This window comes from Halomonas sp. HG01 (assembly GCF_000968715.2).
Taxonomy (GTDB): Bacteria; Pseudomonadota; Gammaproteobacteria; order Pseudomonadales; family Halomonadaceae; genus Halomonas; species Halomonas halophila.
Genome location: NZ_CP022134.1, coordinates 1016753 through 1042001, shown reverse-complemented (window position 1 = coordinate 1042001; position 25249 = coordinate 1016753). Strand labels below are relative to the sequence as shown.

25 protein-coding genes and 1 tRNA gene are annotated in these 25249 nt (G+C 69.5%); 10 read left to right on the top strand and 16 right to left on the bottom strand.

The window, feature by feature from the left end; genetic code table 11:
- Positions 1–149 precede the first annotated feature (149 nt).
- Genes UN84_RS04835 through cobT form a run of 7 tightly spaced genes read right to left on the bottom strand, consistent with a single transcriptional unit; the run spans position 150 to position 5564 of the window.
- Complete coding sequence (locus tag UN84_RS04835; protein ID WP_046079859.1) at positions 150–572, bottom strand: bifunctional adenosylcobinamide kinase/adenosylcobinamide-phosphate guanylyltransferase; 423 nt, start codon at positions 570–572, stop codon at positions 150–152.
- Complete coding sequence (locus UN84_RS04830; protein ID WP_046079860.1) at positions 524–1162, bottom strand: histidine phosphatase family protein; 639 nt, start codon at positions 1160–1162, stop codon at positions 524–526. Before UN84_RS04830 ends, UN84_RS04835 begins: the two co-directional genes overlap by 49 nt.
- Complete coding sequence (cobS, locus tag UN84_RS04825) at positions 1114–1872, bottom strand: adenosylcobinamide-GDP ribazoletransferase (RefSeq protein ID WP_046079861.1); 759 nt, start codon at positions 1870–1872, stop codon at positions 1114–1116. Before cobS ends, UN84_RS04830 begins: the two co-directional genes overlap by 49 nt.
- Positions 1869–2411 carry a bifunctional adenosylcobinamide kinase/adenosylcobinamide-phosphate guanylyltransferase gene (locus UN84_RS04820; RefSeq protein ID WP_035592557.1) on the bottom strand — a complete coding sequence of 181 codons (543 nt, stop codon included), beginning with the start codon at positions 2409–2411 and terminating at the stop codon, positions 1869–1871. Before UN84_RS04820 ends, cobS begins: the two co-directional genes overlap by 4 nt.
- Positions 2408–3538: a threonine-phosphate decarboxylase CobD gene (gene cobD / locus UN84_RS04815; protein ID WP_046079862.1), complete on the bottom strand. Its 1131-nt coding sequence runs from the start codon at positions 3536–3538 to the stop codon at positions 2408–2410. Before cobD ends, UN84_RS04820 begins: the two co-directional genes overlap by 4 nt.
- Positions 3535–4515, bottom strand: coding sequence for an adenosylcobinamide-phosphate synthase CbiB (gene cbiB, locus UN84_RS04810; protein ID WP_046079863.1), 981 nt, complete (start codon positions 4513–4515; stop codon positions 3535–3537). The genes cobD and cbiB overlap by 4 nt, the downstream gene beginning before the upstream one ends.
- Positions 4512–5564 carry a nicotinate-nucleotide--dimethylbenzimidazole phosphoribosyltransferase gene (gene cobT / locus UN84_RS04805; protein WP_046080474.1) on the bottom strand — a complete coding sequence of 351 codons (1053 nt, stop codon included), beginning with the start codon at positions 5562–5564 and terminating at the stop codon, positions 4512–4514. The genes cbiB and cobT overlap by 4 nt, the downstream gene beginning before the upstream one ends.
- A gap of 215 nt (positions 5565–5779) precedes the next feature.
- Here cobT and UN84_RS04800 point away from each other — a divergent pair, with 215 nt between their 5' ends.
- From UN84_RS04800 to UN84_RS04790, 3 genes are all read left to right on the top strand, one after another.
- Complete coding sequence (locus UN84_RS04800; RefSeq protein WP_046079864.1) at positions 5780–7105, top strand: sulfite oxidase; 1326 nt, start codon at positions 5780–5782, stop codon at positions 7103–7105.
- A 9-nt stretch (positions 7106–7114) separates the two neighbouring features.
- On the top strand, positions 7115–7546 hold the full coding sequence (locus UN84_RS04795; protein ID WP_052719382.1) for a hypothetical protein: 432 nt from the start codon (positions 7115–7117) through the stop codon (positions 7544–7546).
- Between the two features lie 67 nt (positions 7547–7613).
- Positions 7614–8684 carry a PA0069 family radical SAM protein gene (locus UN84_RS04790; RefSeq protein WP_046079865.1) on the top strand — a complete coding sequence of 357 codons (1071 nt, stop codon included), beginning with the start codon at positions 7614–7616 and terminating at the stop codon, positions 8682–8684.
- Here UN84_RS04790 and UN84_RS04785 read toward each other — a convergent pair.
- Positions 8681–9637: a LysR family transcriptional regulator gene (locus UN84_RS04785; protein ID WP_046079866.1), complete on the bottom strand. Its 957-nt coding sequence runs from the start codon at positions 9635–9637 to the stop codon at positions 8681–8683. The genes UN84_RS04790 and UN84_RS04785 overlap by 4 nt on opposite strands.
- Before the next feature lie 201 nt (positions 9638–9838).
- Here UN84_RS04785 and UN84_RS04780 point away from each other — a divergent pair, with 201 nt between their 5' ends.
- A complete protein-coding gene (locus UN84_RS04780) occupies positions 9839–11182 on the top strand; it encodes an aspartate aminotransferase family protein (RefSeq protein WP_046079867.1) in 1344 nt (447 codons plus the stop codon).
- 48 nt (positions 11183–11230) lie between these two features.
- A complete protein-coding gene (locus UN84_RS04775; protein ID WP_046079868.1) occupies positions 11231–12721 on the top strand; it encodes a CoA-acylating methylmalonate-semialdehyde dehydrogenase in 1491 nt (496 codons plus the stop codon).
- A gap of 58 nt (positions 12722–12779) precedes the next feature.
- Here UN84_RS04775 and UN84_RS04770 read toward each other — a convergent pair whose 3' ends face one another.
- The 8 genes from UN84_RS04770 to UN84_RS04735 form a co-directional block, all read right to left on the bottom strand.
- Positions 12780–13799 (bottom strand): zinc-dependent alcohol dehydrogenase family protein, encoded by a 1020-nt coding sequence (locus UN84_RS04770; protein ID WP_173834958.1) that lies wholly within the window; start codon positions 13797–13799, stop codon positions 12780–12782.
- Between the two features lie 50 nt (positions 13800–13849).
- Positions 13850–14641: a DUF2797 domain-containing protein gene (locus UN84_RS04765; RefSeq protein ID WP_046080477.1), complete on the bottom strand. Its 792-nt coding sequence runs from the start codon at positions 14639–14641 to the stop codon at positions 13850–13852.
- A 31-nt stretch (positions 14642–14672) separates the two neighbouring features.
- Entirely contained in the window at positions 14673–14957 is a 285-nt protein-coding gene (locus UN84_RS04760) for a YeaC family protein (RefSeq protein ID WP_046079869.1), read from the bottom strand.
- Positions 14958–15020: 63 nt separating this feature from the next.
- Positions 15021–15881 carry a rhomboid family intramembrane serine protease gene (locus tag UN84_RS04755; RefSeq protein WP_046079870.1) on the bottom strand — a complete coding sequence of 287 codons (861 nt, stop codon included), beginning with the start codon at positions 15879–15881 and terminating at the stop codon, positions 15021–15023.
- Positions 15882–16055: 174 nt separating this feature from the next.
- The gene (locus tag UN84_RS04750) at positions 16056–17042 is read right to left on the bottom strand and encodes a metallophosphoesterase (RefSeq protein WP_046080478.1); all 987 of its coding nucleotides are present in this window, start codon (positions 17040–17042) and stop codon (positions 16056–16058) included.
- A 16-nt stretch (positions 17043–17058) separates the two neighbouring features.
- Entirely contained in the window at positions 17059–17970 is a 912-nt protein-coding gene (locus tag UN84_RS04745) for an NAD(+) kinase (protein ID WP_046079871.1), read from the bottom strand.
- A 65-nt stretch (positions 17971–18035) separates the two neighbouring features.
- Positions 18036–18905, bottom strand: coding sequence for a carboxylate/amino acid/amine transporter (locus UN84_RS04740; RefSeq protein ID WP_046079872.1), 870 nt, complete (start codon positions 18903–18905; stop codon positions 18036–18038).
- Between the two features lie 68 nt (positions 18906–18973).
- Positions 18974–19528 (bottom strand): YqaE/Pmp3 family membrane protein, encoded by a 555-nt coding sequence (locus UN84_RS04735; RefSeq protein WP_046079873.1) that lies wholly within the window; start codon positions 19526–19528, stop codon positions 18974–18976.
- A gap of 251 nt (positions 19529–19779) precedes the next feature.
- Between UN84_RS04735 and UN84_RS04730 the strand changes: the two genes are divergently transcribed.
- From UN84_RS04730 to putA, 5 genes are all read left to right on the top strand, one after another.
- Positions 19780–20187, top strand: a complete 408-nt coding sequence (locus UN84_RS04730; protein WP_035595521.1) for a CBS domain-containing protein — start codon at positions 19780–19782, stop codon at positions 20185–20187.
- Positions 20188–20469: 282 nt separating this feature from the next.
- Positions 20470–20543 (top strand) — tRNA-Gly (locus UN84_RS04725).
- Positions 20544–20596: 53 nt separating this feature from the next.
- On the top strand, positions 20597–20968 hold the full coding sequence (locus UN84_RS04720; protein ID WP_046079874.1) for a hypothetical protein: 372 nt from the start codon (positions 20597–20599) through the stop codon (positions 20966–20968).
- Positions 20969–21030: 62 nt separating this feature from the next.
- Positions 21031–21831: a helix-turn-helix domain-containing protein gene (locus tag UN84_RS04715; protein ID WP_035595414.1), complete on the top strand. Its 801-nt coding sequence runs from the start codon at positions 21031–21033 to the stop codon at positions 21829–21831.
- Positions 21832–22020: 189 nt separating this feature from the next.
- Entirely contained in the window at positions 22021–25212 is a 3192-nt protein-coding gene (gene putA, locus UN84_RS04710) for a bifunctional proline dehydrogenase/L-glutamate gamma-semialdehyde dehydrogenase PutA (protein WP_046079875.1), read from the top strand.
- The last annotated feature ends 37 nt before the right edge of the window (positions 25213–25249 follow it).

The following is a 25249-nucleotide window of genomic DNA, read 5'->3' as shown; positions in this document are numbered from 1 at the left end:
CACGAGGTGAGGGGCGCCGGGGACAGGTCGTAGAGGGGGTTTTTGCCATGGATGGCAAAAGTAGCGCCCCGGGATGGGTTCACAGCGCCCCTCAGAGACCTGTCGCCGGGAAAGCCCCGAGTGATGTCTCTGGGGCCGGAGCAAGGCCCTCACAATCTCCGCGCCAACCCATGGCGCACATACCAGACCGATTCGGCGCGGGCGGCGGCATCCTGTGCCAGCCAGCCGGCCAGATCGCGCAGGCGTCGGTCCGCCGCGTCCATGGGCACGATGCCGCGGCCCATCTCGGGCAGGATCAGCACGATCTCTCCCCTCGCCTCCCGCTCGGCGTCTTTCAGCGCGTCGAGCGACGCGACCAGCCGCGCGCGCAGCCGGTCATCGTCGGGCTCCGTGGCCAGCGCGTTTTCCAGCCAGCGCGTCCAGCCGGTCAGCACCCGCACCGCGCCCGGGCGCAGGTCATGCTCGCGGCCGTCGAGCCCCAGCTCGTCGATCCGAGCCCAGCCGGCGTCGGGGAAGCGCGCCGCTACGAGATCGCGCTTGCCGGCGCAGGCACCGCCGATGAAGAGCTGCATGACCAGCCGTCCTCCTCGAGTGTGAACGTGAAACGCCGCCCCTGGGCCTGGCCGACCACGCCGTCCCAGAAGTCCGCGTCTTCCAGACGCCGGCGCAGCTCGCGGATGGCGCCGCCGTGGCTGACCGCCAGCACGCGGCGATGGCCCGCCTTCCGCGCCTCGGCCAGCACCTCCTCGAGCCAGGCCGAGAGCCGCGCCCAGAGGTCGTCGGCGGACTCGCCGCCGGGCGTGGCCAGCCGACCCTGGCTGTCGACCCAGGCGCGATAGTCGGGATCGTCCTTGAGCTCGGCCCAGGTCCGCCCCTCGTAGTCGCCGAAGGCCAGCTCGCGTAGCCGGGCATCGAGGCGCGGTGCGCCGCTTTCCCGACCTTCCAGCACGTGGGCCAGGGTCTGGCGGCAGCGGGTCAGGTCGCTGCAGTGCACGGCGTCGAAGGCGACGTCGGCCAGCGCCTCGCGCAGCCGATCCAGGTCCGCCTCGGCGTCCGGCAGCAGCAGCGGAATGTCGCGATGGCCCTGGTAGCGGCGCTCACGGTTCCAGCTCGTCAGGCCATGACGAACGACCACCAGCTCCAGGCGATCAGCAGCAGCCATAGTTCTCCTCCCTCGATGGCGGCGCCGACGATGTCGCCATTGATGCCGCCGAAGGCCCGGCGCACCGCCCGGCCGTAGATGATGACGAAGCCCGCCAGGCCGACCAGCAGCCAAGCCAGCCCGGGCACGAAAACCAGACACGCCAGCGCCGGCAGCGCGGCCAGCACCAGGTCGCGCCGACCGAGACTCTGCTGCCAGGCGTGGGCCAGGCCCTCGGCGCGGGCGGCGGGCTGGCTCACCAGCAGGCCGACCGCGGCCAGCCGGCCCAGCGCCACCACCGGCACCAGCCACCAGGGGCTCGCCCCGGCCGCCAGCAGCGCCCACAGCAGTGCCGCCTTCCAGGCCAGCTGGAAGACCAGCGCCAGCATGCCGAAACTGCCGACCTGCGGGTCCTTCATGATCGCCCAGCGCTTCTCGAGCGGAGCGTTGCTGCCGAGCGCGTCGGCCAGGTCCATCAGTCCGTCGAGGTGCAGCCCGCCGGTCAGCGCCACCCACAGGCTGAGCAGCAAAAGCGTCAGCAGCGGCAGAGGCAGCAGGCCCTCGAGCAGCGTGCCGGCGGCGGCCACGATCACCCCCACCAGCGCACCCACCAGCGGATAGGCCCGCGCCGCCCAGCGCCGGGTGGCCGGCGTCCAGGGGCAGGCAAGCGTCACCGGCAGCCGGGTCAGGAACTGGATGGCCAGCAGCACGCCGAAGCCCGCGTCCTTCATGAATCGCCTCCTTTCCAGTCGATGGCGCGGCCCGCCACCACCTCGATCACGCGATTCGAGGCCGCGGCCAGATCGCGATGCAGGGCCTGCAGGAAGGCCAGATAGCGCCACACCAGGGCGTCGCGGGGCGGCAGTTCCTCGTTGAGGTCGTTGGAGACCACCACCAGGGCGAGGTCGCGGCGGCGGGCCTCGTCGAGCCCGGCCGCCAGCATCGCCCGGCCCTCGGCCTGCGAGAGCCCGGCCTCGAACATCACCCGGCTGGCCCACAGGGTCAGGCAGTCGAGCAGCACCGTGCTGCCCGGGGGCATCGCGGCGAGCGCCTCGGCGAAGGCCAGCGGCGGCTCCAGGGTCAGCCAGCCGTCGCCGCGCTCGCGACGGTGGCGAGCGATACGGGCGGCCATCTCGTCGTCGCCGGCCCGAGCGGTGGCAGTGGCGAGATAGAAGCGCGCGCCGCCGCGGGCCGACTGCCACTCGTCGACCAGCGCCTCGGCCACGCCGCTCTTGCCGGAGCGCGCCCCGCCGGAGACGAAGGCGATCATGGGCGCCGCCATGCCGCCAGGGCCTCGAGCAGCCGGGCATTGTCGTCGCCGCCGCGCAGCGCCAGGCGCAGCCAGGCGCCGTCGAGACCGGGGAAGCCGTGGGTATGGCGGGCCAGGAGGCCGCGCTCGAGAAGGAAGGCGAACAGCGCCCCCGCGTCCTCGGCGTCCTCTCCGCCGCGCAGCAGCAGGAAGTTGGCGTGGGTCTCCGGCACCGTGTAGCCCAGCGCGCGCGCACGCTCGGGAAGATCGCGCTCGGCGGCGAGCCAGGCCCGGGTGCGGGCCAGATAGTCCTCGTCGGCGAGCAGCGGCGCCGCCAGCCCCAGGGCCAGGGCGTTGACGCTCCACGGCATCTGCAAATCGGCCAGCCGCGCGACGGCCTCGGGGGCGCCGAGCAGGTAGCCGAGCCGAAGCCCCGGCACGTCGAACAGCTTGGTCAGCGAGCGCAGCAGCAGCAGGTTCGGTGAACGCTCGAGCAGCGGCGTCAGCCGTTCTTCATGCTCGGTGAAGTCGACGAAGGCCTCGTCCACCACCAGGGTGGTACCGGTCTGGTCGGCCCTCGCCAGCAGCCGCTCGACGTCGGCGCGGGGCACCAGGGTGCCGCTGGGGTTGTTGGGCCGGCACAGGAAGGCGATCTCGACGCCGGCCAGGGCGGCCTCGGCGGCGTCGAGGTCGAGCCGGAACTCGGGCATCGACAGGCCCAGCCGCTCGACCTCGAGGCCGTGCCGAGCGCAGGCCAGGGCGTACTCGCAGAAGGTCGGCTCGATCACCAGCGCCCGGCCGCCGGCATGCCGCGCGGCGGCGAGATGGATCGCCTCGATGCCGCCGTTGGTGACCAGCACCCGCGCCGGCGCCACGCCGTCGTTGGCGGCGATGGCCCGGCGCGCCCGATCGTCGTCCGGGTCCGGATAGCGGGCCAGCGACGCGGCACCGCCCAGCGGCTCACTCATCCAATCGCTCAGCCAGTCGCCGAGCCAGGGCGGCGGTCCAAGAGGGTTGAGGTTGGCGCTGAAATCGATCACCGGGTGGTCGGCCGGCAGGCCATGGCGCGCCAGCAGCGGCGCGATGCGCCCGCCGTGGGCGGGCCAGCCCGGTGTGCTGTTCGCATCCGGTCCTGCGTGTGCCGTCATGCCAGCCACTCCCGCAGCAGCACCAGCGGCGCCAGCATCGCCAGCACGCCCAGCCAGCCGCCGTGCATATGATGGATGGCGCGCTCGATATGGGACACGCTCAGCGGCTCCAGCGCGCGGCCGAGGACGGCGCGATGCGAGGGGCGACCGTCGTAGTGGTTGAGCCCGCCGAGCTGCACGCCCAGCAGGTGCGCCACCATGGCCTCGGGCCAGCCGGCGTTGGGGCTCGGGTGCCGCGGCGCCTCGCGGCGGGTGGCGGCCATGGCCCCCTGCGTGCGGCCGCCGACGACGAGCCGAGCGGCCAGCCACATGGCCAGAGCCGTGAGCCGCGCCGGCACCCAGTTGACGGCGTCGTCCAGGCGCGCCGAGGCGCGGCCGAAGTCTTCATAGCGCGGGCTACGATAGCCGACCATGGAGTCCAGCGTGTTGACCGCCTTGTAGGCCAGCGCCAGCGGCGCCCCGCCGATCAGCGCCCAGCACAGCGGGGCGGTGATGCCGTCCACGGTGTTCTCGGCCACGGTCTCCACCGCGCCGCGGGAAAGCCCCGCCTCATCCAGCGTGTCGGTATCGCGGCCGACGATACCGCCCAGCGCGCGGCGGGCCGCCGGCAGATCGCCCTGCCTGAGCGGCTCGGCCACCGCCCGGGCCGCCTGGGCGAGACCGCGGGTGGCAAAGGCCGTGGCCAGCATGACGAGCTCGGCGGCGAGCGACAGCGCCGGCGACAGCCAGGCCAGCATCGTCAGCAGGCCCCAGGCCAGCGCCCAGGTGCCGGCGGGCACCGCCACCGCCAACCATACGCCGCGCCGACGGCGTGCCTCGGCGCGGCCGTGGTTCCAGGCGCGCTCGAGCCTGGCGATCGCCCGACCGATGCCGACCACCGGATGCGGCAGCCAGGCCGGGTCACCCAGCGCGAGGTCGATGGCCAGCGCAACACCGACCAGCGCCAGCAGTTCCCAGGACAGCGGGTCCAGCGTCATGCTCGAGGCTCCTCGTGCTCGCTGCGGTCGTCGACGCCGGCGGCGTCGAAGGTGGCCATCTCGGCGAGCATCGCCGTGGCCGCCTCGAGCAGCGGGAAGGCCAGGGCCGCGCCGCTGCCCTCGCCCAGGCGAAGCTCCATGGCCAGCAGCGGGTCGGCGTCGAGCGCCGCCAGGGCATGGGCGTGGCCGGGCTCATGGGAGCGATGGCCGAAGATCAGGTAGGGACGCAGCGCCGGGTCGAGCCGGCAGGCGGTCAGCGCGGCCACGGTGGCGATGAAGCCGTCGACCAGCACCGGCAGGCGCCGTGCCGCCGCTTCCAGGCAGGCCCCGACCATGGCGGCGATCTCGAGCCCGCCGAGCTTCGCCAGCACGTCCAGCGGGTCCGCGGGATCGGCCGCGTGGGCGGAAAGCGCCGCCTCGATCACCGCGCGCTTGTGGGCCAGCGCCTCGCCGGCCACGCCGGTGCCCGGGCCGACCAGCTCGGCGACGGGCACGCCGGTCAGCGCCGCCAGCATGGCGCTGCTGGCGGTGGTGTTGGCGATGCCCATCTCGCCGGCGATCAAACAGCGGCAGCCCGCCGCCGCGGCCCGCTCGGCGGCGCGACGACCGACAGCGATGGCGGCCAGCGCCTCGTCGCGGCTCATGGCGTCCTCGCGGGCCAGGTTGCCGGTGCCGGGGCGGATGCGTTCATGGACGACGCCCTCGGCGGGCAGCGCATTGGCCACGCCCACGTCGACCACCTCCAGCCGGGCATCGATGCGGCGGGCGAAGGCGTTGATGGCCGCGCCGCCGGCGACGAAGTTGGCCACCATCTGGGCCGTCACCGCCTGGGGAAAGGCCGAGACGCCCTCCGCCGCCACGCCGTGGTCGGCGGCGAACACCACCACCGCGGGCGGGCCGACCCGCGGGAAATCCTCGCCGGTGATCGCAGCCAGGCTCACCGCCAGGGACTCCAGGCGGCCGAGGCTGCCCGGTGGCTTGGTCAGGGTGTCGAGATAGCGGGCCACGCGCCCGGCACAGGCGGTATCGGGCGCGGGAATGGGCGGCATGGCATCGGTCACTGGGCGTCTCCGGGCGTCCTTGGCGAGGCGGGCATTCTACCAGAGGCAGACCTGACTCCGCGGGCCTAAGCTGATCAAGGCCAGACCGTGACAGCGAGCGTGCCCGACACGCCCTCATCACGCGCCTTCATAACAACAGCTCACGACATCAGCCCGGCCGACGACGCCTGCGCCGCCCGCCGGGCGCTTCAGGAGTCAGCGCCATGACCAGGAAGCTTCCCCGCACCCGCGGCCTGCATGAGCTCTACGCCGAAGACCCGCAACGGGCCGACCGGCTGCTCTGGGATCGCGACGTCGACCCCGTCACCCGACGCGGTTTTCTCAAGCGCTCCAGCCTGCTGGCGATGGCCGCCGCGGTGGGCGCCAAGATCCCCTTCGCCGATCGCATGCCCGGCGGGCTGATTCCCGCCGCCCTGGCCCAGAGCGACGAGCCCTTCACGCTGCAGGGCAAGGAGGGCCTGACGGTGCTCAACGATCGGCCGATCAACGCCGAGACGCCGGCCCACCTGCTCGACGACGACATCACCCCCGCCGAGCGCATGTTCGTGCGCAACAATGGCATTCCGCCGGCGATGGATGCCATCGACGTCGCCGCCTGGCGGCTGGAGGTCGCCGGGGAATCCTGCGTGACGCCCATGACCTTCTCCATCACCGAGCTCAAGGAGCGCTTCGCGCATCACACCTACCAGCTGCAGGTGGAATGCGGTGGCAACGGCCGCAGCGAATATGTGCCCGCGGCCAGCGGCAACCAGTGGACAACCGGCGCGGTGGCCTGCCCACGCTTCACCGGCGTGCGGCTGCGCGACGTGCTGGAGGCCTGCGGCATTGCCGACGACGCCGTCTATGTCGGCTACTACGGCGCCGACGCCCATGCCAGCGGCGATCCGAATCGCGATCCCATCTCCCGCGGGGTGCCGATGGAGAAGGCGCTGGAGGACGAGTCGCTGATCGCCTGGGCGATGAACGATGCCGACATCCCCTACCTGAACGGGCATCCGCTGCGCCTGGTATGCGGCGGCTGGCCCGGCTCGGTGTCGGGCAAGTGGCTCGAGCGCATCGTGATCCGCAACCGCAAGCACGACGGCACCAAGATGGGGGCGCCCTCCTACAGCGTGCCCAAGCACCCGGTCGCGCCCGGCACCGACGTGCCGCTGGAGGACTTCGAGACCATCCAGTCGATGCCGGTGAAGTCGCTGGTGACCTTTCCGAAGTCCGGCATCACCCACGCGCTGGGCGAGCCGCTGACGGTGCGCGGCCACGCCTGGGCCGGCGACCTGGCGGTCGAGGCGGTCCACGTCTCGATCGACTTCGGCGCCACCTGGCAGCCGGCCGAGCTCAGCGCCGCGCCCAACCGCCTGGCCTGGCAGCGCTGGACCAGCGCCCTGGACTTCCCCGAGCCCGGCTACTACGAGGTCTGGGCCAAGGCCACCGACAGCCAGGGACGCGCGCAGCCCATGGTCGTGCCGGGCTGGAATCCCAAGGGCTATCTCAACAACGCCTGCCACCGCATCGCCGTTCAGGTGGCCTAGGGGGATGCCATGACACGCACGAACTCCCGTCGGCATCCGGCGCTGGCCGCGGCGCTGCTGCTGTCCATCGGGGTCTTCTTTCAGGGAGGCTCTTTTCAAGGGGCTTGGGCCCAGGACGACGCACCGGCCACCGATCCGGACAGCGGCCTGGTCCAGGCCGAGGGCTGGCAGGTGGTCAAGGCCAACTGCACGGTGTGCCACTCCGCCAGGCTGATCACCCAGAACAGTGGCTCGCGCAACCACTGGGAGCACCTGATCCGCTGGATGCAGGACACCCAGGGACTGTGGCCATTCCAGCCCGAGATGGAGGCCACCATCCTCGACTATCTGGCCGAGCAGTACGGCCCCAAGGAAGACGCCCGACGCGCGCCGCTGCCACGCCAGCTGATGCCGGACAATCCCTACTCACGCCCGGCGGAGAGCGGATCGGCTTCCGGCTAGGACAGCGGGCTGAACGACGTCGCCATCGCCGCTATACTGTATGTATAGACAGAAAAAGGAAGCCCGCATGGCGACGTCACCCTCGAACGCCGTGGCCCGCAAGGGCCGCGGCGCCACCTTCGATCCCGACAACCGCTTCGCCCCCACGCGGGTGGAAGCGGTCGACGACGGCTGGTGGCAGGAGGCCGTGCCCGAGCGGCTGGCCACCCGAGTCACCGAGGAGCAGGCCCGCAGCGCGCTGGCCTGGAACCGCTCGCCGGACCTGCCCTTCGACCGCTCGCTGAACCCCTACCGCGGCTGCGAGCACGGCTGTATCTACTGCTATGCGCGCCCCAGCCACGCCTACTGGGACCTCTCCCCGGGGCTCGACTTCGAGACCCGGCTGATCGCCCGCCAGGGCCTGGTCGAACGCCTGGAGGAGGAGTTGGCCCGCCCCGGCTACGAATGCCGCCCGATCAACCTGGCCGGCAACACCGATGCCTACCAGCCCCTCGAGGCCGAACGCGGCACCACCCGTCGGCTGCTGGCCTTCCTGCTCGACTGCCGCCATCCCGTCACCCTGGTGACCAAGGGCGCGCTGGTGCTGCGCGATCGCGACCTGCTCGCCGAACTGGCCAAGCGGCGGTTGGTACGGGTGCTGGTCAGCCTGACCAGCCTGGACGCCGACCTGAAGCGCACCCTGGAGCCCCGCACCGCCGCCCCGGCGACGCGCCTGAAGATGATCGAGCGGCTTACCGACGCCGGGGTGCCGACGGGCGTGCTGGTCTCGCCGGTGATTCCGGGGCTGACCGATCACGAACTGGAGCGACTGCTGGACGCCGCGAGGAACGCCGGCGCGATGGATGCTCGCTGGATGCTGCTGCGCCTGCCCAGGGAGGTGGCACCGCTGTTCGAGGACTGGCTGGCCCAGCACTATCCCGATCGGGCCGCCAAGGTGATGAGCCTGATCCGCCAGTGCCGCGGCGGCCAGGACTACGACGCCCGCTTCGGCCATCGCATGCGCGGCCAGGGGGTATTCGCCGACCTGCTCGATCAGCGCTTTCGCCAAGCTTACCGGCGGCTCGATTTCCCCGGCCTGCCGGCGCTGGATACCGATGCCTTCCGACCGCCGCGCCGCCAGGGCGACCTGTTCGACTAGGCCCGCCCCTCGGCTTTTTGACTAGGCCGCCCCTCGCCTTCGATCTGTCTATTCAGCTCTTCAAGGTAGCTCTCCAGCACCAGATTGGGCGGCGAGCCCTTGCGGGTGATGGCGCTGTAGCGGGTCAGGTACTGCCGGCTCGCCGGATTCAGGGCTCGCATCCGGCCGTCACGCACCCAGCGCTCGGCATAGTGGGTCGGCAGATAGCCGACATAGCGGCCGGAAAGGATCAGGAAGGCGATACCCTCCCGGTCGGTGGCCGAAGCCGAGGCGCGCAGGGATTCATGGAGCGCCTTGATCTCCGGCGCCTGGGCATAGGCGGGCAGCACCGCATCGCACTCCACCAGCTGGTGCTCCATCACGTCGGCGACATCGAACAGCGGATGGCCCTCGGCGCAGTAGAGCCGTGAGGCCTCCTCGTAGAGCGAGCGATACTCGAGCCCCGGCAGGGTCTTCAAGGCCGGCACCACGCCGGTATGCAGGCGACCGTCCAGCACTGCCAGCTCGATGTCGCTGGGCGGGATCATGCGGATGTTGATGCGCACCTCGTCGCCGCGCGCCTTGAGGGCGCTGAGCGCGTGGGTGATATGCATCTCGGGCATGGTCACCAGGTTGTCGGTGATGCCGATGTTGAGCTCGCCCTTGAGCCGGGCATGCAGGCCATTGACCCGGGTGCGAAATCCTTCCACCGCAGCCTGCAGCTGCAGGGTGGCCTCATAGACCTCGCTGCCCTCGTCGGTCAGGGCGAAGCCGCTTCGCCCCCGCTGGCACAGGCGCAGCCCGAGCCGCGTCTCGAGATCGTTCATCGCCATGCTGATCGCCGCGCGGCTGATGTTCAGCTCCACCTCGGCGGCGGAGAAGCCGCCGCATTCGACGACCTTGCGATAGATCCGCAGCAGGCGAAGATCGGCATCGCTGGGCTGCCCCGTGAAGGCCGGCTTGTGCTGCGACATGGCGGTATTCCCGTGTTCATGGCGGAGACATCGAGCATAGCGCCGCCCGACCACAAAGTTAACCAGATGCTTTCATGAAGGTAATACGTCATGGGTTTAACTGATCGATAGCACGGCCTAACGTCGACATCAGAGCGTTCCATCCGAACAGCCACACCCAGAACAGACCAGCCCGTCACAGATCAACAAGAGAGGGAGCCCATGTCGGATCGAGACCCGTCACGCGGTGCGGGCCTGAGCCCGGAACAGCTGGATGCCTACTGGATGCCCTACACCGGCAATCGCCAGTTCAAGCGCGATCCGCGCATCATCACCGGCGCCAAGGGCCACTACTTCACCGATGCCGAGGGGCGTCAGATCTTCGATGGCCTCTCCGGCCTCTGGACCTGCGGCGCCGGCCACTGCCGCCCGGAGATCACCGAGACGGTATCGCGCCAGCTCGCCGAGCTCGACTATGCCCCGGCCTTTCAATACGGCCATCCCAAGGCCTTCGAGCTGGCGCATCGCCTGCGAGAGCTGACGCCCGACGGGCTCGACCACGTGTTCTTCACCGGTTCCGGTTCCGAGAGTGCCGACACCTCGCTGAAGATCGCCCGCGCCTACTGGCGCAAGAAGGGCCAGCCGACCAAGACCAAGCTGATCGGCCGCGCCAAGGGCTATCATGGGGTCAACTTCGGCGGCTTCAGCCTGGGCGGCATCGGCGCCAACCGCAGCCTGTTCGGCCAGGGCGTGGATGCCGACCACCTGCCCCACACCCTGCTGCCGGAGAACGCCTTCACCCGTGGCATGCCCGAGCGCGGCGCCGAGCGGGCCGACGATCTGCTGGAACTGATCGCGCTGCACGATGCCTCCAACATCGCCGCGGTGATCGTCGAGCCCATGGCCGGCTCCGCCGGGGTGATTCCACCACCGGTAGGCTATCTCCAGCGGCTGCGCGAGATCTGCGACGCCCACGACATCCTGCTGATCTTCGACGAGGTGATCACGGGCTTCGGCCGCATGGGCGCGATGACGGGCGCCGAGGCCTTCGGCGTGGTGCCGGACATCATGAACGTCGCCAAGCAGCTGACCAACGGCGCGGTGCCGATGGGCGGGGTGATCGTGCAGCGCGAGATCTACCGCACCTTCATGGAACAGGGCGGCCCCGACTACATGCTCGAACTGCCCCACGGCTACACCTATTCCGGCCACCCGGTGGCCTGTGCCGCGGCACTCGCGGCCCTGGACGTGCTCGAGCAGGATCGTCTGATCGATCGCGTGCGCGAGATGGCACCGGTCTTCGAAGCCAACCTGCACGGCCTGCAGGGGACGCGCTACATCAGCGATATCCGCAACTACGGGCTGGCCGGCGCCCTGCAGATCGCACCGTCGCCTGGCGAGCCGGCCCTGCGCCCCTACCAGATCGCCATGAAGTGCTGGGAGAAGGGCGTCTATGTCCGCTACGGCGGCGACACCATCCAGCTCGGCCTGCCGTTCTCCGTCGAGCGGGAAGAGATCGACCGGCTGATCAATGTCCTTGGCGACGCCATCAACGAACTCGACTGACATCGCCACCACGACTTTTCACCACAAGACATTTTGAGAGGAATCTCCATGAGCACGGTTGGCCATCTGATCAACGGCGCGCGCGTCGACGACGCGACGCGCACCCAGGACGTCTACGACCCTTCCACCGGCGAGGTCGGCGGCCAGGTCGCCCTGGCCGGCAAGGCCACCGTCGAACAGGCCATTGCCGCCGCCCAGGACGCCTTCCCGGCCTGGCGCGACACTCCGCCCGCGAAGCGCGCGCGCATCATGTATCGCTTCAAGGCGCTGCTCGAGCAGAACGCCGACGAAATCTGCCGTCTGATCGGCCAGGAACACGGCAAGATCGTCCACGACGCCCGGGGCGAACTGCAGCGCGGCATCGAGAACATCGAGTACGCCTGCGGCGCCCCGGAGCTGCTCAAGGGCGAGTACAGCAAGAACACCGGCCCCAGCATCGACTCCTGGAGCGAGTTCCAGCCCCTGGGCGTGGTCGCCGGCATCACGCCGTTCAACTTCCCGGCCATGGTGCCGCTGTGGATGTATCCGGCGGCCATCGCCTGCGGCAACACCTTCGTCCTCAAACCCTCCGAGCGTGACCCTAGCTCGACCCTCTACATCGCCGAGCTGGCCCTGGAAGCCGGATTGCCGCCCGGGGTGCTCAACGTGGTCAACGGCGACAAGGAAGCCGTCGACACCCTGCTCGACGACAGCCGCGTCCAGGCCGTCAGCTTCGTCGGCTCCACCCCGATCGCCGAGGCCATCTACGCCCGCGCCAGCGCCAACGGCAAGCGCTGCCAGGCGCTGGGCGGGGCCAAGAACCACGCCATCGTGATGCCTGACGCCGACATGGACAACGTGGTCAGCTCGCTGAACGGCGCCGCCTTCGGCTCCTCCGGCGAACGCTGCATGGCGCTGTCGGTGGCCGTGGCCGTCGGCGACGAGGCCGCCGACGCGCTGATCGACAAGATGCAGGCGCAGATGAAGACCCTGAAGGTCGGCCCCTTCCATGACGCCGACAACGACTTCGGCCCAGTGATCACCCGGGCCCACCAGGAGAAGGTCTGCGGCTACATCGAGAGCGCCCAGCAGCAGGGTGCCGAGATCGTCGTCGACGGCCGCGGCGTGCAGGTACCGGGGCACGAGAACGGCTTCTTCGTCGGCGGCACCCTGATCGACCGCGTGACCCCCGACATGACCTGCTACCTCGAGGAGATCTTCGGCCCGGTGCTGCTGGTGGTCCGCGCCGGCTCCATGGAAGAGGCCATGCGGCTGATCGACGAGCACGAATACGGCAACGGCACCTGCATCTACACCCGCGACGGCGAGGCGGCCCGCTACTTCAGCGACCGCATCCAGGTCGGCATGGTCGGCATCAACGTGCCGCTGCCGGTGCCGGTGTCCTACCACAGTTTCGGCGGCTGGAAGCGCTCGCTGTTCGGCGATCTCAGCGCCTACGGCCCGGACGCCGTGCGCTTCTACACCAGGCGCAAGACCGTCACCCAGCGCTGGCCGTCGACCGGCGTTCGCGAGGGGGCGCAGTTCTCCTTCCCCTCCTGAACGGCCTGAGCCATCCCGCAAGACGCCGAACCGGGCCGCCCGGTTCGGCTTTTGTGCCTCAGGGCACCAGCACGGCGGCGCCGGACAGGCGCCCGGCGCGCAGATCGTCGAGGGCGCGGTTGGCGTCTTCCAGCGGATAGGCGACGGTCTCGGTGCGGATCGGCACCTGCGGCGCCAGCGCGAGGAACTCGTCGCCGTCGCGACGGGTGAGATTGGCCACCGACCTGAGGCTGCGCTCCTCCCACAGCAGCCGGTAGGGAAACGACGGGATGTCGCTCATGTGGATGCCGCCGGAGACCACCGTGCCGCCGGGACGCACGTGGGAGAGCGCGATCGGCACCAGCTCGCCCACCGGGGCGAACAGCAGGGCGGCGTCCAGCGGCTCGGGCGGGGCCTGGTCGCTGCCGCCCGCCCAAGCGGCACCGAGGCGCCGGGCGAAGGCCTGGGCCTCGGTGTCGCCGGGGCGGGTGAAGGCGTAGAGGGTCTGGCCGCGGGAGCGCGCCAGCTGGGCGAGGATGTGCGCCGCGGCGCCGAAGCCGTAGAGGCCCAGCCGCCGAGGTACGTCGCCGCCGGCCAGCCGCCAGGTGCGATAGCCGATCAGCCCCGCGCACAGCAGCGGCGCGGCGGCCTGGGCATCGTCGACGTCGAGCGCGAAGCAGTAGCGGGCGTCGGCCACGCAGTACTCGGCGTAGCCGCCGTCGCGGGTGTAGCCGGTGAATTCGGCGCGCTCGCAGAGGTTCTCGCGCCCGGCCCGGCAGGGTTCGCACTCGCCGCAGATCTTCCCCAGCCAGGGCACGCCGACCCGCTGGCCTCTTTCAAGCCCTGTCTCGGGCCCTGTCTCGGGCCCAGCGACGCCCTCCCCCAGCGCATCCACCTCGCCGACGATCTCGTGGCCGGGCACCAGCGGCAGGCGGGGCTCAACGAGCTCACCATCGACCACGTGCAGGTCGGTGCGGCACACCCCGCAGGCCAGCACCCGGACCCGCACCTCGCCGGGGCCAGGCTCGGGAATCGGCACGCGTTCGAGGCGCAGCGGCTGGTTCGCGGCGTGCAGGCGCATGGCACGCATCTCGCTCATGGGACGCTCCTCGTGCGGTTCACGTCCCGAGCATAGTCGAGCTTACGGACTCAAGCTTCGACCCGGATCTCGTAGCCGGTGAACTTGCGCAGGTTGATCACGCCGCTGTCGAGGATCAGGTACTGGCCCTTGATGCCGAGCAGGGTGCCGGCCACCTCGGGCTGCTTGTCGAAATTGTGGGAGACCACCTTGGTGGGATGCTCGAGCACCGGGTACTCGAAGGCCCAGGGCGCGGCATCGACCTCGCGGATGGCGTCATGGCCGAAGCGCTCGCGCAGCTCGAGCAGCCCCGGCGCGAGGCGTTCGAGCAGGCGGTCGCGCTCGCCGGGCAGATCCAGCTCCGTGGCCTCGCCCTTGAGCATGGCGCGCCAGTTGGTGCGATCCGAGACCTCGTCCTTGAACAGCACCTCGACGAAACCGGACTGCTGACGGGTATCGACCTCGAGGATCGGCAGCGCCTGGACGGCGCCCTGGTCGAGCCAGCGGGTCGGCACCTGGGTATCACGGGTGATACCGACCTTGAGCCCGGAGGCGTTGGCCAGGTAGACCACGTGGGGCCGGAAGCAGTGGGTCTCGCCCCACGCCGGTTCGCGGCAGGTGCCCTGGAAGTAGTGGCACTGCTCGGGCTTCATGATGCAGCTGTCGCAGCGAGCGAGCTTCTTGAAGCAGGGATAGCAATGGCCCTGGCCGAAGCTCTTCTTCGTCGCCCGCCCGCAGTGGGTGCAGGCGATGGCGCCGGTCCAGGTCAGCCGCAGCGGCTGACCCAGCCGGGCATTGAGGTCGAGGCGCTCGTCGCCGGCGCGCAGGGTGTAGCGCGCCGGAGCGCCCGGCTCGACCGACATCTTGATCAGACAGCCCGTCAGGGCGACGGCATCAGTCACGGCCGACGTCCCGGCCGAGACCGGCCTGCTGAGGAGACACGCCGGCACCGCTGCTGTCGGCGCCGCAGGTACGACGCTCCAGATAGCCGACGCGCTCCTCGGCGGGCACGTTGTTCTCGGCCTCGTAACGCATCACCGCCTCGAGGCAAAGCTCGGTCTGCTCGGCCGTCAGGAAGCGGCCGTCGGGCCACTTGCGCAGGGCCACCGACTGCTTGAGGCTCTCGTAGATGGCCGGCGTCATCTGCTGGATCATGCGCTCGAAGGTCATATCGCTCATGGCGGACTCTCTCGGAAGAAACGGGTCGGGACGCGACGGGTCGCCGGCATGCGGAGCCGGTGGTCAGTGTCGCTGGACGTGGCGGGAATGATACCAGCCGATCACCAAACCCACGACCAGCCCGCCCAGGTGCGCCTCGTTGGCCACGTTGCCGAAGCCGAACAGTTCGGCCACGTCGGTCATGGTGAAGACCATCCAGCCGAGCATGAACACCACCAGCATCTGGGGCACGAAGAAGCCGTCGCCGGGGCGCCGGCGCGACATCAGCCAGACGTAACCGAGCAGTGCGAAGTCGACGCCCGACATGCCGCCGAACAGCACCGTGCCGGTGGCATACTGGGCCAGATTGCCGCCGATGCCCGCGGCCAGCAGCAGTGTCAGCATGCGCCCGCGGCCATGGAAGGCTTCGACCTGGCGGCCGAAGTACCAGAGCCACAGCATGTTAAAGACCAGATGCATCCAGCCGAAATGCAGGAAGGCCGGCGACAGCAGGCGCCATACCTGCCCGGAGGCCAACGTTTCGCCCAGGTCGCCGAAGACCAGCTGGCCCCCCGCCACGCCCACCGGCACGATGGTCAGGGCGGCGGTCACCAGGTCGCCGAGCACGCTCATCACCGCGAACACCGCCAGGCACAGCGCCATGGCAGCCGCGGTCACCGGCGCCTGGCGGAACGGCGCCAACCAGGCCACCCTGCCAGCGGCGCCATGCAGGCGACGCGCCCTGCCGCCCTCGGGCCTCAGCGGCTCCCCCCGCTGCCAGCGCATCACCAGACGCTGCATGGCATCGCGCTGCTGAGGATCGACCAGCCACAGCACCTGGCCCTCCTCCTCGTCGGTGAAGAAGTGACCGATGCGCTCGGCCCAGAGGGCCTTTCGCAGCTCGCGGGTATCGGTGTCACGGGGCAGCAGCATCACCCGATGCATGGCGTCTCCTCGGGGGAATCGGGGGCGAACCGCGCCGGCCGGACACGCAAAGAAAAAGTCCGGCGGAAGGGGCCGCCGGACAAGAGCAAGGGATCGTTCAAGGGAACACTTACTCTGACGGCCCCGCAAGCGGCAAGTTCGCAACATTGAGCGGTAGTTAGGTAACGTTTTGTATCAGTCGAAATCGATTTCCCAGGGCTGCGGCCGGGCCTGCTCTTCCCGGGGCACGCGGACCCACACGAAGCGGTCGGCATCGAGGCGCGCCTCGCCGTTCCAGCGATAGGCCACCAATCGGCCGAACTTCACCGCGCTGTAGTCCAGGCAGGCAATGTTGGGGGCCGGCAGGGCCGGAATGCCCTCGCACCAGTAGTGGCCGATGAACAGCGGCGGCTCGTCGGGGCCGTAGTACGTCAGCCGTTTCGCCTCGGCCGCACTGAGCGGTCGCAGCTCCAGGTCGCCCGGCAGATTGTCGGGCTGGAACACCACGTCGCCCCAGGTCCGGGGCCGATGCGCCCAGAAGTGGGCGCGGAAGCTGCGTCGGGTGAAACCGTCGCCGGACTGGATCTGCACGCCCTCGGGCAGCGTGATGTGGCTGCCGCGGGTCAGCCGGTCGAGAATCTCGAACTCGCGGGTGCCGTGACGCACGGCGGCGGTCAGGAAATCGAGGTCGATGCGGCCGTCCGGGCGCGAGACGCAAAGCTCGTCGATCCGCGGCTGATCCCAGCAGGCATGCACCACTCGCAGGCCGTCGAGCTCCAGGAACAGCGGGATGTCGAGGAACCAGGCCAGCGTCTCGTCCCACTCCTGGGGATGATCGCGGTACTGCTCGAGGGTCTCGCGGACGATGCGGTTATGACGCGGGGTGTGCTCGCGCAGCCATTCGCGGCCCAGCTCGGCGGGGGCACGATGGTGATAGGCCAGGGCGTTGATCTCGTGATTGCCCATCACGATCAGCGCCTCGCCCTCCTCCACCATGCGCCGGGCGATGGTCACGGCGAGGCGGATACGCGGGCCGCGGTCGATCAGGTCGCCGAGGAAGATCACCTTGCGGCGCGGATGACGATAGACGCCGCCACGCTGATGATAGCCGAGGCGTTCGAGCAGGGCCGCCAGCGTCGCGCCGCAGCCGTGCACGTCGCCGATCAGGTCGTAGCCTTCCAGGGGCGCTCTGCTCACCTCAGTCTCCCAGGCGGTTGCTCCAGCCCAGCTTGCTGCGCAGGACCTCGTAGAAATTGTGCCCCACGGGGTGGACGAGCTGCACGCGCTCCGGCTTGCGACGGATCACCAGCACGTCGTCGGGTTTGGCCACCGCACGCGTCTGGCCATCGCAGCTGATGTGCGGATAGGTCTGATTGGTCTCGCCGATGTGAATGCGGATCTCGCTGGCGGCGTCGATGGCGATCGGACGACTCGACAGTGTATGCGGGAACATCGGCACCAAGGTGATGACGTCTAGCCGCGGATGCATGATCGGCCCGCCGCCGGACAGCGCATAGGCCGTGGAACCGGTCGGCGTGGCGACGATAAGGCCATCGCTGCGCTGGCTGTGCACGAACTGGTCGTCGATGAACAGCTCGAACTCGATCATGCGCACCGCCTTGCCGGGATGCAGCACCACCTCGTTCAGGGCATCGCCGTCGCCGACCCGCTCGCCATCGCGGTAGAGCTCGGCATCGAGCAGGAAGCGTTCCTCGAGCTCGTACTGGCCGGCCAGCACCTCGCCGACGCGCTCCTCGAGCTCGTCGGGCGATATATCGGTGAGAAAGCCCAGCCGGCCGCGGTTGACGCCCAGCACCAGGGTGCCGCTGTGACACAGGGTGCGGGCGGCGCCGAGCAGGCTGCCGTCGCCGCCGACCACGATCACCAGATCGCACAGCTCGCCCAGCCGGCGGCGGCTGGCCTCGGGATGGCCGTGGCCGAGCAGCACCGTGGCGGTGCGATCCTCGAGGATGACGTGGTAGCCGGCATCGTCGAGGAAACGGCTGAGCCGCTTGAGGGTCTCGACCACCTTGGCGCTACCCAGGCGGCCGATCAGGCCGATATTCCTGAAGGCCTGATGCTTGACGACATTGTTGTTGGCAGCGGGCATGAGCGGGTCCTTCGCTTCGCGACGGCTCATTATGGCGATTGGCTCCCGGCCGGGCAAACCGCCGCTCAGGCGGCACGCGGCGCGCGGCGGCGCTGCCACCAGTCGTTGACCAGCAGCGAGGCCAGGATGATGGCCCCGCCCAGCGCCAGGCGAGGCAGGTCGGCGTCACGGTTCCAGATCAACAGGTTGACCAGCAGGCCCGCCGGCACCAGGGCGTTGTTCATGACCGCCAGCGCGCCCGCATCGACCTTGGTCGCGCCGAGGTTCCACAGGAAGTAGCCCACGCCCGAGGCCACCAGCCCGAGCCAGGCCAGCACGCCCCACTGCAGCGGCGTGGCGGGCAACGCCGAGGCATCGCCCCACCACAGGAAGGCCGGCACGGCCACGGCCACGGCGCCGAGGTAGAACCAGCCGAACACGGACAGGCGGGGCAGATCGGCGGGCAACCCGGCCGAGAGACGACGATAGCCGACCTGGCCCAGGGCGAAGCAGAAGTTGGCGCCCTGGACCACCAGGAAACCGAGCCAGTAGTCACCATCCAGGCCGCGATAGCGGATCACCGCCGCCCCCAGCACCGCCAGCCCGGCGGTCAGCAGGTGGAACGGCGAGAAGCGCTTGAACATCAGGTCGTCGAGCAGGGTGATGTAGAGCGGCGTGAGCACCGTGAACAGCAGCACCTCGGGCACCGAGAGCAGCAGGAAGGACTGGTAGAAGAAGATGTACATCACGCCGAGCTGCACGGCGCCGAGCCCCATCAGCGCCAGGCGCTGGCCACCGCGCAGCAGGCGCGGCCGCAGCAGCGGCAGGAACAGCAGGGCCGCCAGCACGATGCGGGTCATCACCGAGAAGTAGCTGTCTACCTGACCGGCCAGGTAGACGCCGATCAGCGAGAACGAGAACGCCCAGAGGACGGTGATGCCGACGAGATAGCCCAAGGTTCCACTCCGTTTGGAAAAGCAAGGCGTCGAGGATTATACCGGCGGCATCCCGCCTGCCAAGCGGCTCAGCCCCGGCGGCGTTGCCGCAGGGCATGCAGCACGTAGGCCACCCCGGGTAGCCAGCCCAGCAGCGTCAGCCCCAGGGCGATCCACACGCGGCGCGAGCCGCCGCCGGCCAGCCCCATCGCCAGCGGCGGCAGCAGCACCGCCAGCGTCACCAGGGCGGCGAAGGGCTCGGCGCGGCCGGCCGGGGCTGACTCGACGGCCGGCGGCGTGGCCGGTTCCGCGTCCGGCCGGGCGGGCTCGCTCGAGGCCGTGGATGGCGCCTCCGGCGTCCACTGTCCGACCTCGGCGGCCGCCGGCCGCGCGGGCGCCGACTCATGCTCCAGGGCCTGACGATGGGCCTCGTGATCGATCTTCTGCGTCAGCTCGTCGGCGCCCTCGGCGAGTTCGTCGTGATAGCGCTCCCAGTCCTCCCAGTCGTGAGGGGTGCCCGCCCGGGGACGATGGTCTCCGGATTCACGGGCGCGTTCCCAGGCCTTCTCTTCCAGGGTATTGGGGCGCTCGCGGTCACGCTCTCCGTCCAGCCCCTTGCGGGCCAGGTATTCACGGGCATCCATGGTGAAACTCCATCACTCGTCGGTGGCGGCATTGTGCCTCATTGGAACGGTGTCTCAAGGGGCCAGTTCCCGGCGGGGCAGCAACCGTTGGTGGCGGTCGGCAGGCGGCGCGCCGTGAGTCGACTATGATGAACGCGAGACACGCCGCGGTCTCCGGCCGACCGACGGGCGCAGCACGCAACCATCACAAGGGACGTGCGCCCGGGCCGGGCCACCAGGCACGAGGTTCCACCGGGACGAGGAGAACCGCCATGCCCAGCAAGGCTCCCACCATCGTACGCGAGATCATGTCGCGCGACTGCTATCGGGTCACCGGCAAGACGTCGGCCACCACCCTGGCCCAGGGCTTGGCCCTGCACCGGCTGCCCGGGGCGCCGGTGGTCGACGAGCGCGACCAGCTGATCGGCTTCATCTCCGAGCAGGACGTGCTCGGCAAGCTGCTGGAGAGCGCCTACCTCGACGACGAGCCGCCGCTGGTCAGCGAACTGATGCGCAACGAGGTGCTGTCCGTGGCCCCGTCCAAGAGCATCACCGACCTGGCCCAGGAGATGCTGGGCGCCAAGCCCAAGATCTACCCGGTCACCGAACAGGGGCGCCTGGTCGGCATCGTGACCCGGCGCGACGTGCTCAGCGCCATCCTGCGCATGCGCCACTCCTGACCCTTCACCGCTCCTCGCTTCCGACACCCGGCGCCGCCGGGTGTCGTCGTTTGCGGACATAAAAAAACCGCCTCATCGGTGATGAGGCGGTCAAGGATCGAATCGCAAGCTAGATCAACAGTGCTAGCGACTGCCATCGCTACTGTTGTCTGCACCTGTTCTGACAGTCTTGGCAGGAAAAGTTCAGACGGCGACGAAAAAATTCCACGCTCCCTATCCGGTGCCCGCTGACGACCGGGGTTGTCAGCGTTAAGCCATTGGCGATAGTATGGAAATCGCCTCGCGGGTGTAGCTCAATGGTAGAGCAGAAGCTTCCCAAGCTTAAGACGAGGGTTCGATTCCCTTCACCCGCTCCACAGGCCTCTCACATCCTGACTCGCGCCCGCGAGCCGAACCGCCAGGTCCCGCCATGGCCCTCTTCCTGACCGTTCTGGCCGTCTGCCTGCTGATCATCGGCGGCATGATCGCCATTCTGATGACCGCGCGCACGCCCCGCTATCGCACCGAGCCCGAACACCTGCTCGAGCTGTTCGATCAGGCCCTCGAAAGCCGGGTCAGCGAGACCGAATGGAACGCGGTGGTCGGCTATCCGATTCGCCACGACGATTATCTGGAGGGCGTGCGGCGCCGCGCCCAGCGGCTGATGGACGAGCACGGCCGCCATGGCCGGGTGGCCCGCGGCAAGCCGCTGCTGGACGACGAAGGACACGCCGACCTCAGCGCCCTGCGCGATCACCTCGCCGCGCGCACGGCCCTGCGCCACGGCGAAGAGCGGGAATGAGGCCTGGCGACGAATTCGGTACACTGGGCCTCATCCCGTGACCGCCGCGCCGGAGGGCGACGATGACCAGCGCGATCCGCCAGTTTCCTCTCGATACCGCCATCCACCATCATGCCCACGACTTCCACCAGATCGTGATCGGGCTCAATGGTCAGGCGGAGTTCGAGATCGAGGGCCTCGGCGGCTCGATCTCGGCGCTCTCGGGCTGCATCGTCCCGGCCAATCACATGCATTACTACGCCGGTACCGGCGACAACCATCAGCTGGTCCTCGACTTGCCGCAGGACGCGCTGTCGCTGACCGGCCATCACCATGAACTGGCCCGGCTGTTCGACGCCCCGCGCTTCTTCGACCTGGATGCATCGCTGGCCCGCTATCTCGAGTTCGTGCTCCAGGAGCTGCGCCTGCTGGCCAGTCAAGGCGCCCTGAGCGACCTGCAGCAGGACCGCCTGGCTGCCACCCTGCTCGGCTCGCTGCATGCCCGGCTGTCCGGCGACGCCTCGTCGACGGGGCGCCCCCTGGATCTCTCGGCCCTGGACCGCTACATCGACCAGCACCTGAGCGGCCAGCTCCGGGTCGCCGACCTGGCGGCCCAGGCCTGCCTCAGCGAAGCCCACTTCACGGCACGCTTCCGCGCCCAGACCGGCCTCTCGCCGTGGCGCTACGTGATGCGTCGGCGCCTGGAGACGGCCCGACGCCTGATCCACGAGAGCCATCTGCCGCTCTCCGAGATCGCCGCGCTCACCGGATTCACCAACCAGAGCGCCCTCTCCCGCGCCTTTCGCCGCGACTACGGCCACCCCCCCAGCCAGCTGCGACGCCCGGGCGCCAGGCGACTCGCCAGCAACGCACCGATGCCTTAGACCAAGGTCGTAAAAAAGCTGTCACCCGACGGCAACATCCGCGAATTCGTCAAATCCCCCAACGGAATCGACAAGCAGAGCCCTCTCTGGCGCCCTACGCTTGCAGGATACCGTGCATCCGTCGGCGCTCCCCCTGACGCGGCGGCGGACACACGACCCTGTGACGATCGGCTTCCATCGGGGAACGACATGCTCAACGCCAACAACATGCTGGAAGACGCCACCTGGCGTCAGGATCTCGACACCCTCTTCGCCCGCATCAGCGAACACTACGTGGTCGACGAGAACGACTTCGTCGAGGAGCTGATCCAGGCCCTCGGCGCGGGCCACCAGGACTTCGCCCGCACCGCCGAGAAGACCGCCGAGCTGGTACGCGAGATCCGCGAGATGGATACCGCCGTCGATACCATCGACGAGCTGCTCCAGCAGTACAGCCTGGATACCCACGAGGGCCTGATGCTGATGTGCCTGGCCGAGGCCATGCTGCGCATCCCCGACAAGGCCACCGCCGACGCCCTGATCGAGGACAAGCTCGGCCCCGCCGACTGGAAGGCGCACCTGGGCAAGAGCGAATCCTGGATGGTCAACGCCTCCACCTGGGGCCTGCTGATGACCGGCCGCGTGGTGACCCTGGACAAGCCCCAGGAAGGCCGTCCGTCCGGCTTCATCAACAAGATGGTCAACCGCATGAGCGAGCCGGTGATCCGGCGCGCCATGGTCGAGGCCATGAAGGTCATGGGCAAGCAGTTCGTCCTCGGCCGCGATATCGACGAGGCGCTCAAGCGCTCCAAGCCGCTGTTCGACAAGGGTTACACCTACTCCTACGACATGCTCGGCGAGGCCGCCCGCACCCGCCGTGACGCCAAGCGCTACTTCGACGACTACGCCCGCGCCATCGAGCGGGTCGGCAAGACCAGCCGTACGCTGTCCGCCAAGACGCCCACGCCGTCGATCTCGATCAAGCTCTCGGCGCTGCATCCGCGCTACGAGTTCGGCCGCCGCGAGCAGGTGCTGCGCGAGCTGGTCGGCAGCGTGCGCGAACTGGCCCAGATGGCCCGCGAGCGCGACGTGGCCGTGACCATCGACGCCGAGGAGGTCGACCGCCTGGAGCTGTCGCTGGAGGTGTTCCGCGCCGTCTACGAAAGCGAGACCTGCCGTGGCTGGGGCAAGTTCGGGCTGGTGGTCCAGGCCTACTCCAAGCGCGCCCTGCCGGTGCTGCACTACCTCAATCGCATGGCCGAGCACCAGGGCGACGAGATCCCGTTGCGCCTGGTCAAGGGCGCCTACTGGGACAGCGAGATCAAGGAATCCCAGCAGCTGGGCGTGAACGGCTACCCGGTCTACACCCGCAAGTCCGCCACCGACGTGGCCTATCTGGTGTGCTCGCGCTTCCTGCTTTCCGACGCCACCCGCGGCCGGATCTTCCCGCAGTTCGCCACCCACAACGCTCATACCATCACCAGCATCCTCGAGCAGGCCAACGCCGCCGACCGCGCCTTCGAGTTCCAGCGTCTGCACGGCATGGGCGAGGCGCTCTACGATGCGGCCCTCAAGCGCGCGCCCCAGGGCACCTACTGCCGCATCTACGCCCCCACGGGCGCCCACAAGGACCTGCTGCCCTACCTGGTGCGCCGGCTGCTCGAGAACGGCGCCAACTCGTCGTTCGTCCACCAGCTGGTCGATCCCAAGGTGCCGGTGGAATCGCTGTGCGTGCACCCGGCGGAGACCCTGCGCCAGTACGATAGCCTGGCCAACCCGCAGATTCCGCTGCCCCGCGATCTCTACGGGCCCGGTCGCCCCAACTCGAAGGGGGCAAACCTCAACATCCGCAGCCAGTACCAGCCGCTGATGGATGCCATGGCGACGCACATGGACACCGTGTACGAGGCGCGCCCGCTGCTGGCCTTCGACGTGGCCAGCGACCCGGCGCAGACCCACGAGGTGACCGCGCCCTACGACCGCCGCCAGCGCGTCGGCACGGTGCTGTGGACCACCAAGACACAGGCCGAGCAGGCCCTGGACGCCGCCTGGGCGGCCTTCCCGCGCTGGGAGGCGACGCCGGTGGGCGAGCGCGCCGACATCCTGCGTCGCTTCGCCGACCTGATGGAGGCGAACATGGCGGAGCTGATGGCGCTGTGTTCCCGCGAGGGCGGCAAGCTGCTCACCGACGGCGTCGACGAGATCCGCGAGGCGGTGGACTTCTGCCGCTACTACGCCGTGCGCGCCGAGGAGCTGTTCGCCGAACCGACCCGCCTGCCGGGGCCGACCGGCGAGTCCAACGAGCTGATGATGGGCGGCAAGGGCGTGTTCGCGGCGATCAGCCCCTGGAACTTCCCGGTGGCGATCTTCTGCGGCCAGATGGTCGCCACCGCCGTGGCCGGCAACACCGTGCTGGCCAAGCCCGCCGAGCAGACCTCGATCGTCGCCCATCGCGTCGTCGAGCTGCTGCGCGAGGCCGGCATGCCCCGCGACGTGGTGCAGCTGCTGCCCGGCGACGGTCCCACCGTCGGCAGCGTGCTGACCAGCGACCCGCGCGTCACCGGCGTGGTGTTCACCGGCGGCACCGACACCGCCCAGGTCATCAACCGCGCCCTGGCCAACCGCGAGAACGCCGCGCTGCCGACCCTGGTGGCCGAAACCGGCGGCATGAACGCCATGATCGTCGATTCCACCGCCCTGCCCGAGCAGGTCGTGGCCGACGTCATCCATTCGGCCTTCCAGAGCGCCGGCCAGCGCTGCTCGGCGCTGCGCGTGCTCTACCTCCAGGACGACGTGGCCGACCGCGTGATCCAAATCCTCGAAGGCGCCATGGCCGAGCTTCACGTGGGCGACCCGCGCGACCTGGGCACCGACGTGGGCCCGGTGATCGACGAGGACGCCCGCCGGGGCCTGCAGGCGCACATCGACCGGCTCAAGGGCGAGGGTCGGCTGCTGGCCGAGACCCGGCTCGACCCGGCGCATACCGCCGAGGGCACCTTCATTGCCCCCAGCGCCTTCCAGATCGACGGCATCGACGCCCTGGAGCGCGAGCAGTTCGGCCCGGTACTGCACATCGTGCGCTACAAGGCCCAGGACCTCGACCGGGTGATCGAATCGATCAACGGGCGCGGCTATGGCCTGACGTTCGGCGTGCACAGCCGCAACGAATCCTTCGCCGAGGAGATCGCGCAGAAAATTCGCGTTGGCAACGTATACGTCAACCGCAATATCATCGGGGCCGTCGTCGGGGTCCAGCCGTTCGGCGGCCAGGGCTTCTCCGGAACGGGCCCCAAGGCGGGTGGGCCCCACTATCTTCTGCGGTTCGCCACGGAAAAGACGGTGACGATCAATACCGCCGCACTCGGCGGCAATGCGTCACTGCTTGCGCTGGGAGACGAGTGATCCCCGCTCGTCGGTAACGACAACAAACTGAAGGAAG

Coding starts and splice junctions, on each gene's coding strand:
- cobD (WP_046079862.1), bottom strand. CDS start 3,538: ATGACGGCACACGCAGGACCGGATGCGAACAGCACACCGGGCTGGCCC.
- UN84_RS04780 (WP_046079867.1), top strand. CDS start 9,839: ATGTCGGATCGAGACCCGTCACGCGGTGCGGGCCTGAGCCCGGAACAG.
- UN84_RS04820 (WP_035592557.1), bottom strand. CDS start 2,411: ATGATCGCCTTCGTCTCCGGCGGGGCGCGCTCCGGCAAGAGCGGCGTG.
- cobS (WP_046079861.1), bottom strand. CDS start 1,872: ATGAAGGACGCGGGCTTCGGCGTGCTGCTGGCCATCCAGTTCCTGACC.
- UN84_RS04785 (WP_046079866.1), bottom strand. CDS start 9,637: ATGTCGCAGCACAAGCCGGCCTTCACGGGGCAGCCCAGCGATGCCGAT.
- UN84_RS04790 (WP_046079865.1), top strand. CDS start 7,614: ATGGCGACGTCACCCTCGAACGCCGTGGCCCGCAAGGGCCGCGGCGCC.
- UN84_RS04730 (WP_035595521.1), top strand. CDS start 19,780: ATGCCCAGCAAGGCTCCCACCATCGTACGCGAGATCATGTCGCGCGAC.
- UN84_RS04800 (WP_046079864.1), top strand. CDS start 5,780: ATGACCAGGAAGCTTCCCCGCACCCGCGGCCTGCATGAGCTCTACGCC.
- UN84_RS04755 (WP_046079870.1), bottom strand. CDS start 15,881: ATGCATCGGGTGATGCTGCTGCCCCGTGACACCGATACCCGCGAGCTG.
- cbiB (WP_046079863.1), bottom strand. CDS start 4,515: ATGACGCTGGACCCGCTGTCCTGGGAACTGCTGGCGCTGGTCGGTGTT.
- UN84_RS04735 (WP_046079873.1), bottom strand. CDS start 19,528: ATGGATGCCCGTGAATACCTGGCCCGCAAGGGGCTGGACGGAGAGCGT.
- UN84_RS04765 (WP_046080477.1), bottom strand. CDS start 14,641: ATGTCGGTCGAGCCGGGCGCTCCGGCGCGCTACACCCTGCGCGCCGGC.
- UN84_RS04760 (WP_046079869.1), bottom strand. CDS start 14,957: ATGAGCGATATGACCTTCGAGCGCATGATCCAGCAGATGACGCCGGCC.
- putA (WP_046079875.1), top strand. CDS start 22,021: ATGCTCAACGCCAACAACATGCTGGAAGACGCCACCTGGCGTCAGGAT.
- UN84_RS04720 (WP_046079874.1), top strand. CDS start 20,597: ATGGCCCTCTTCCTGACCGTTCTGGCCGTCTGCCTGCTGATCATCGGC.
- UN84_RS04835 (WP_046079859.1), bottom strand. CDS start 572: ATGCAGCTCTTCATCGGCGGTGCCTGCGCCGGCAAGCGCGATCTCGTA.
- UN84_RS04795 (WP_052719382.1), top strand. CDS start 7,115: ATGACACGCACGAACTCCCGTCGGCATCCGGCGCTGGCCGCGGCGCTG.
- UN84_RS04830 (WP_046079860.1), bottom strand. CDS start 1,162: ATGGCTGCTGCTGATCGCCTGGAGCTGGTGGTCGTTCGTCATGGCCTG.
- UN84_RS04715 (WP_035595414.1), top strand. CDS start 21,031: ATGACCAGCGCGATCCGCCAGTTTCCTCTCGATACCGCCATCCACCAT.
- cobT (WP_046080474.1), bottom strand. CDS start 5,564: ATGCCGCCCATTCCCGCGCCCGATACCGCCTGTGCCGGGCGCGTGGCC.
- UN84_RS04770 (WP_173834958.1), bottom strand. CDS start 13,799: ATGAGCGAGATGCGTGCCATGCGCCTGCACGCCGCGAACCAGCCGCTG.
- UN84_RS04775 (WP_046079868.1), top strand. CDS start 11,231: ATGAGCACGGTTGGCCATCTGATCAACGGCGCGCGCGTCGACGACGCG.
- UN84_RS04745 (WP_046079871.1), bottom strand. CDS start 17,970: ATGCCCGCTGCCAACAACAATGTCGTCAAGCATCAGGCCTTCAGGAAT.